The sequence below is a fragment of the Haemophilus parahaemolyticus genome, from assembly GCF_018373095.1.
GTDB lineage: Bacteria > Pseudomonadota > Gammaproteobacteria > Enterobacterales > Pasteurellaceae > Haemophilus_A > Haemophilus_A parahaemolyticus_A.
The window spans coordinates 1-6,457 of record NZ_JAHAHT010000101.1 but is presented as its reverse complement, the minus strand read 5'-3'; the positions used below and the strand labels follow the sequence as shown (position 1 = coordinate 6,457).

At 37.9% G+C, this 6,457-nt stretch carries 7 protein-coding genes, 2 tRNA genes and 2 pseudogenes; 7 read left to right on the top strand and 4 right to left on the bottom strand.

Going from position 1 to position 6,457, the window contains the following annotated elements; genetic code table 11:
• On the bottom strand, nt 1-100 hold a 100-nt coding region (locus tag KH943_RS10170), incomplete at its 3' end, for a hypothetical protein (RefSeq protein ID WP_368493502.1).
• Here KH943_RS10170 and KH943_RS08690 point away from each other — a divergent pair.
• The 5 genes and pseudogenes from KH943_RS08690 to KH943_RS08670 form a co-directional block, all read left to right on the top strand.
• A pseudogene (locus KH943_RS08690) lies at nt 87-368 on the top strand (23S rRNA (uracil(1939)-C(5))-methyltransferase RlmD); the annotation flags it as partial. The gene KH943_RS10170 and the pseudogene KH943_RS08690 sit on opposite strands and share 14 nt — an antisense overlap.
• Nucleotides 369-485: 117 nt before the next feature.
• Complete coding sequence (locus KH943_RS08685) at nt 486-1,304, top strand: pyridoxal phosphatase (protein ID WP_304110046.1); 819 nt, start codon at nt 486-488, stop codon at nt 1,302-1,304.
• 18 nt (nt 1,305-1,322) lie between these two features.
• On the top strand, nt 1,323-3,035 hold the full coding sequence (gene narQ / locus KH943_RS08680; RefSeq protein WP_304110045.1) for a nitrate/nitrite two-component system sensor histidine kinase NarQ: 1,713 nt from the start codon (nt 1,323-1,325) through the stop codon (nt 3,033-3,035).
• A gap of 45 nt (nt 3,036-3,080) precedes the next feature.
• Nucleotides 3,081-3,593, top strand: a complete 513-nt coding sequence (locus KH943_RS08675; RefSeq protein WP_304110043.1) for a GNAT family N-acetyltransferase — start codon at nt 3,081-3,083, stop codon at nt 3,591-3,593.
• A 240-nt stretch (nt 3,594-3,833) separates the two neighbouring features.
• Nucleotides 3,834-4,067 carry a hypothetical protein gene (locus KH943_RS08670; protein ID WP_304110041.1) on the top strand — a complete coding sequence of 78 codons (234 nt, stop codon included), beginning with the start codon at nt 3,834-3,836 and terminating at the stop codon, nt 4,065-4,067.
• 197 nt (nt 4,068-4,264) lie between these two features.
• On the opposite strand, the gene KH943_RS08665 is transcribed toward KH943_RS08670, so the two are convergent.
• Nucleotides 4,265-4,341 (bottom strand) — tRNA-Arg (locus KH943_RS08665).
• Nucleotides 4,342-4,391: 50 nt separating this feature from the next.
• Nucleotides 4,392-4,468: transfer RNA gene (locus KH943_RS08660), tRNA-Pro, on the bottom strand.
• 172 nt (nt 4,469-4,640) lie between these two features.
• Here KH943_RS08660 and folD point away from each other — a divergent pair.
• Nucleotides 4,641-5,498 carry a bifunctional methylenetetrahydrofolate dehydrogenase/methenyltetrahydrofolate cyclohydrolase FolD gene (gene folD, locus KH943_RS08655; RefSeq protein ID WP_304110040.1) on the top strand — a complete coding sequence of 286 codons (858 nt, stop codon included), beginning with the start codon at nt 4,641-4,643 and terminating at the stop codon, nt 5,496-5,498.
• Between the two features lie 120 nt (nt 5,499-5,618).
• Here the strand turns inward: folD and pgsA are convergent, their stop codons facing one another.
• Nucleotides 5,619-6,167, bottom strand: coding sequence for a CDP-diacylglycerol--glycerol-3-phosphate 3-phosphatidyltransferase (pgsA, locus tag KH943_RS08650; RefSeq protein ID WP_304110036.1), 549 nt, complete (start codon nt 6,165-6,167; stop codon nt 5,619-5,621).
• Nucleotides 6,168-6,333: 166 nt separating this feature from the next.
• Here pgsA and KH943_RS08645 point away from each other — a divergent pair.
• Nucleotides 6,334-6,457, top strand: a pseudogene (locus KH943_RS08645) (FtsH protease modulator YccA); the annotation flags it as partial.

The following is a 6,457-nucleotide window of genomic DNA, read 5'->3' as shown; positions in this document are numbered from 1 at the left end:
CCACTATATCCGGACATTCGCACATATATCCCCAGTCCATTGACGGATCTAGCAGATTTCCCCGGTAATCCCATTTTTTCAAGTTATTCGACTCAAACATAGATGAACGCTTCGCCGATCAGCCTTGGGTAACAGAACCGTTCAATAAAGTGTTATTAGATCCTGCTCGCAACGGTGCACTATTTGCCTTAGATCACTTATGCGAACTCAATCCTGAGCGTATTGTTTATGTCTCTTGCAATCCAGCCACTTTGGTTCGAGATGCCGAAAAACTGATTCAAGCCGGCTATAAATTAGCAAAATCGGCAATGATTGATATGTTTCCGCATACAGGGCATTTGGAATCAGTGTCGGTGTTTATGAGATAAAACATGCTTATTTATAAAATTTATTGAACTGAGTTTGACAATCCAAACGTTAAATAATATAAAACAATGTATTAAATTCAACCTAATATCTTATTCTTACACTTTTAAGGAACTTTTATGCAATATCAAGCCATTGCCTTTGATTTAGACGGCACTCTTCTCTCCCCAAACGCAACCATTTTGGAATCAAGTAAACAGGCTATTCAAAAAGCAAGAGAAAAAGGTATAAAAGTCTATTTTGTAACAGGTCGCCACCACACAGCGGTTCGTCCTTACTACGCTGAAATGAATTTAGATACCCCTGTAGTTTGTTGTAACGGTACTTACCTCTACGATTTCCAAAAAGATGATGTGTTGGAAAGCAATCCTCTCACACCTGAATTAGCTTCAATGCTGATTAACAATGCTCAAGAAGAAGATATCCACGTTTCTGTCTATTTCCGTGATGCAATGACCTACGAAGCACTTAACCCGCATTTTGTTAAGCTACAAAAATGGGTGGACTCGTGCCCTGAAAACGTGCGTCCTGATGTGCATCAAGTGGAAAAATTCCAAAAAGAGATTGATAATGGTACAACCGTTTGGAAAGTGTTAATTAGCGATCCTGATTTAGCTAAAATGCAAAAGTTTGTTGATACTCTACCGCTTGATCAAGTGAGCCCTGAATGGTCTTGGGTTGACCGTGCCGATATTACTGCAGCGGGTAACAGCAAAGGAGCGATGTTGGCAAAATTACTTGAACGTGAAGGTATTGATCCTGCTCAAGTGGTTGCTTTTGGTGATAATTTTAACGATATTTCTATGTTGCAATTAGTTGGACTCGGTATCGCAATGGGCGATTCTGAAAAAGAAGTACAGCAAAAAGCGGATAAAACTATTGGTTCGAACAGTGAAAATAGCATCTCCGAAGAACTCACTAAATTATTCCAACTTTAATCAACTCACGATACTCTGATGAACACTTTTGTCGTTAATCCTAAAAATTCCATTGCCCGTCGTATCGGGCTTTATTTCTTCACCATCATTGCTTTTGCGACGCTGATTAGCGGCATTTCTCTAGGTATTATGTGGAGCAATCACGCAGATGCACGGTTGATTAACGTGGCAGGTTCATTGCGTTATCAAAGTTACCGTTTTTTGCACGAAATGGAGTATCACCCCGAAATTCGCAGTTCACGTTTAGCAGAATATCAAGCTAGCCTGAATGCATTATATGAGGAATTGCATTCTGACTGTGCCCCTAAAAAGGTAACTCAAGGTTATCAAAATCTCAAAGAACATTGGTCTCAAATGGCGACCTATATCGAAACACAAGATAAACAGCAATATCTCAGTAATATTGAGTATTATGTCGACGAGATCGATACTTTTGTGAAGAACTTACAGGAATTTGCTGAACTGAAATTGATGATTGCGATTGGCGTGATTGCGATTTCGATGCTGCTTATTATCGCTCTTGCCTATTATGGTGTGTGGTATACTCGCCGCCGTATTATTCGCCATCTTGATCAGCTTTTGCTTGCCAGCCAACAAATTCAAAAAGAGGATTTTAACCACGTTGAATTGGCAATTAATGAACCAAATGAACTGGGTGTATTGTCAAAAACCTTTACCCAAATGGCAAGCGAATTGGAAAAACTGTATAACTCACTTGAAGAAAAAGTGGCAGATAAGACACGTCGCCTAACTGCGGTAAACCGTTCTATTATGGTGCTTTATCACTGCTCGCAAATTTTGACTTCTAAACCCATTAGTAAAGCACTTTTGCATCAAGTGTTGGAAACTGTACTAGATAATGAACAGCTTAAAGGCATTGCGATCGAAGTTTATGGGGCAGATTATTGGAATGTTAAGATTGACCAAGATTTGCTTTCAAGCCACTGGCAACAACACGAAATTGCAATTGAAAATGAAAAAGTTGCGATGTTACGTTGGAAACCTTCGTTACTTTGCCCTGATGAGCGTTTACTTCAAAGCGTGTCTGAAATGATTGGGCGAAGTATTTATGTCGTAAAAAATCATAAGCAACAACAGCAGCTTATTCTTATGGAAGAGCGGTCAATTATTGCTAGAGAATTACACGACTCATTGGCGCAATCACTCACTTTTTTTAAAATCCAGTTAAGCCTACTCAAACGTAATGGCGAAACAGCTCAAGATTGGCAAAAACAAGCGGATATTTTAAATGATTTAGAAAAAGCGTTGAACGATGCCTATAGCCAATTACGAGAGCTACTTTCAACTTTCCGCTTAACCATTGAAGAATCCAATTTGACCAGTGCATTAGAACGAATGCTGGATACTTTACGCGCTCGCACGCCAGCTAAAATTCGTTTACATTGCAAACTGCCTTCGCTGATGTTTAACGCCCAAGAGCAAGTACACGTGCTGCAAATTACCCGTGAAGCAGTCATCAATGCGATTAAACACGCTGATGCAACCGAAATTGACGTAATTGCAGATACCAATGCAGACGGCGAACATTATTTGATTATCCAAGACAACGGCAAAGGCGTTGAAACTATTTTAGAACCTGAAGGGCATTACGGACTCACCATAATGAACGAGCGAGCTGCTGAACTGCACGGTGAATTAAATTTCCGCAATCGTCCAGAAGGCGGTTTTCAAGTAATGGTCGTATTACCCAATATGTTGGGGCAACGCTAATGATAAGCGGTCAAAAAATTCAACTATTTTGCAAAAGGACAGAAAATGCAGATCAGAAAATCAACAGAAGCTGATTTCCAAACGATTTTAAATATTTACAACCAAGCCATCCCAACCCATCAAATTACAGCGGATCTTGAATTAACCAACACAGAAAATCGCCGCGCGTGGTTTGATTTCCATCTTTCAAGTACGAAATATCCGATCTGGACGGTGGAAGATGAAACAGGCATCGCAGGTTGGTTTAGTTTTTCTCCCTTTTATGAGCGTCCTGCTTTTGTCCATACTTCTGAGATTAGCATTTACTTAGATGCAAATGCGAAAGGCAAGGGCTACGGCTCAAAAATCATTGAATTTATGCAAGCCGAAATGTTAAATTATCAGATTAACACCTTAATGGCGTATGTTTTTGAAATGAACCAAGTAAGCCAGAATTTAATGTTTAAGCACGGTTTTGAGCAGTGGGGACGTTTCCCTAATATTGCCAATATGGGAAAAGATGAACAGAATAATAACAAATGGCGAACATTGTTGATGTTGTCATATCAAAAAATTTAAGCTAAAAAGGGCAAAAAGCACATTAAACTCGCCTAAAAATTAATCTTTAAACTTATCATTGATACTACATTTTTTCATCAAGATCTTGGCATAATGGTCTTTATTGATAGCCGTTCAACAAAAGTGGTTTATCATCAAATTGTTAAAACAGAAAAAGATATTTATTACAAGAAAGTACTCAATCGCCTAAGAGAAAAAGACTATGTAATTTAATCTATTACCTGCGATGGACGTAGAGGATTGCTAAAAGAGCTTTTTAATACACCTACTCAAATGTGCCAATTTCATCTTATTTCGATAGTAATGAGAGCATTAAGAAAAAAACATCAATCACCTGCAGGAAGAGAATTAAAAAGTATTATTAAAACATTAAAAACAAGTGCTAAAAATGAATTTTATTTAAAAATATATGACTGGAAGAAAAAGCATCATACATTTTTAAATGAACGTTCAGAAATACTAAATCCTAAATGACAAAACGATTCAATTACTACATAATCAGAGAGGGAAACATTAGAAATGGTAAAAAATACTCTCACTTAAATGCAGACCATTTAATGGCACACGCAGGTAGCATAAAATTTACGACACAATTTTGACACGATCATAAACTAGAAATAGAAAGAAAACACCATTTTTAATGGTAACATATTGATTTATAAGACTTTTAATGGCACGCCCTAAAGGATTCGAACCTTTGACCCACGCCTTAGAAGGGCGTTGCTCTATCCAGCTGAGCTAAGGGCGCATTATTAAAGATAATTATTTAAAAAAGGATTTTCTGAAATTAAAAAAGAGTGGTCGGCGAGATAGGATTTGAACCTACGACCCACTGGTCCCAAACCAGTTGCGCTACCAAGCTGCGCTACTCGCCGATAATTGATGTCTATTATAAAGAGATGGTTTATCTTGTCAAATAAAAATCTAAATTTTTCTATTAAATGCTTGAGTTTTATCCGTTTATTAAAATTTACTTATCAAAAGGTCTTTTTTTTGCGAGAATAGCAAACGTTTTCGTATCATTACAATCTCATCCAAGGAGAGTTTATGACTGCCAAAATCATTTCCGGTACTGAATTATCTAGAAATATTAAAGCCAACATTGCAACCAAAATTGCAGGACATATTGCCCAAGGCAAGCGAGCACCAGGTTTAGCTGTAATATTAGTAGGTGCAGATCCTGCCTCCCAAGTATATGTTGGCAGTAAACGTCGTAGTTGTGAAGAAATTGGCATTTTTTCTAAATCTTACGATTTACCTGAAACAACTTCTGAATCTGAACTACTCTCTTTAATTGATGAACTTAATCGTAATGACGCCATTGATGGCATCTTAGTTCAACTCCCTCTGCCAAAACAGATTGACTCAGCCAAAGTGATCGAAGCAATTACTCCGCATAAAGATGTGGATGGTTTTCATCCTTACAACATAGGTCGTTTGTGCCAACGCATTCCAACTTTACGCCCTTGTACTCCATATGGTGTAATGAAATTGCTTGAAACCACAAGTGTAAACCTATACGGCAAACACGCCGTGATTGTCGGTGCATCTAATATTGTAGGTCGTCCGATGGCATTAGAATTATTACTAGGCGGTTGTACCATTACTGTGACTCACCGCTTTACGCAAGATTTAGAAAGCCATATTCGCCAAGCCGACATCTTAGTTGTCGCCGTAGGTAAACCTGAGTTTATTCCTGGCGAATGGATAAAAGAAGGTGCAATTGTCATTGATGTAGGCATTAACCGTGGTACAGACGGCAAACTAAAAGGCGATGTTGATTTTGCTGCGGCTTCTAAACGTGCTGACTTTATTACCCCAGTACCTGGTGGAGTTGGTCCAATGACAGTTGCAATGTTGATGCAAAATACTTTGGATGCATATGAGCAACATATCATTGCATAATATTTTGCTATCTATATTTTTCAAAGTGGCTTCCTTCCAGTAAGATAAGGACTTAAGCCACTTTTAGTTAGCAACAATTTCGTCTATTTATGTACATTTTCTAGCTATCAGAAACAGAAATTAAGATTTCAACAAACTTCCTTTCGAGGCTTTCAGATATTGCAACATCGACCAAATTGTTAATACAGCTGCAATATAAAGTAGAATAAACGCAAGCGTTTCCATTAAATCGCTTTGTCGCCAGAGCATTCCACCTAAAGCGAACATTTGTGCAGTGGTTTTAATTTTTCCCCAAATAGAAACAGCAACGCTAGTGCGTTTGCCTAGTTCAGCCATCCATTCACGTAAAGCAGAAACAATAATTTCACGAGCAATCATAATGCAGATAGGGATGGTAATCCACCAGGTGTGGTAATATTCCACCACGCAAACAAAGGCAACTGCGACTAAAACTTTATCCGCAACAGGATCTAAAAATGCACCAAGTGGAGTGGTTTGGTTCCATTTTCTTGCCAAATAGCCATCAAACCAGTCAGTAATGGATGCAATAAAAAAGATGAATGTTGTGATTTCGGGGGAATATGTGATTGGCAAATAAAAAACAACTACAAAAAGTGGAATTAAAGCCACACGGAAAAGGGTTAGATAGGTTGGAAAGTTTAGTTTCATTATGTTTGCAGGTTGGGAAAATTTATTAGCGAAAGTGTATCATATTTTCACTGTAGATTTCGATTGACTTTCGTATAATTTATAGATAATTTGCATTTAATTTATGGTTCTTTGCCCATAGATAAGAGAAAATATTTCATTTTTCAAACAAGTTAAAGGAGAACTTATGGAAAACCGTTTAGCCCATCGCGACGCACGTGCTGAATCACTGATTAGCACACATAAAGTGCTACGTAATACCTACTTATTATTAGGAATGACACTAGTCTTTTCTTCTCTTGTTGCCTTTA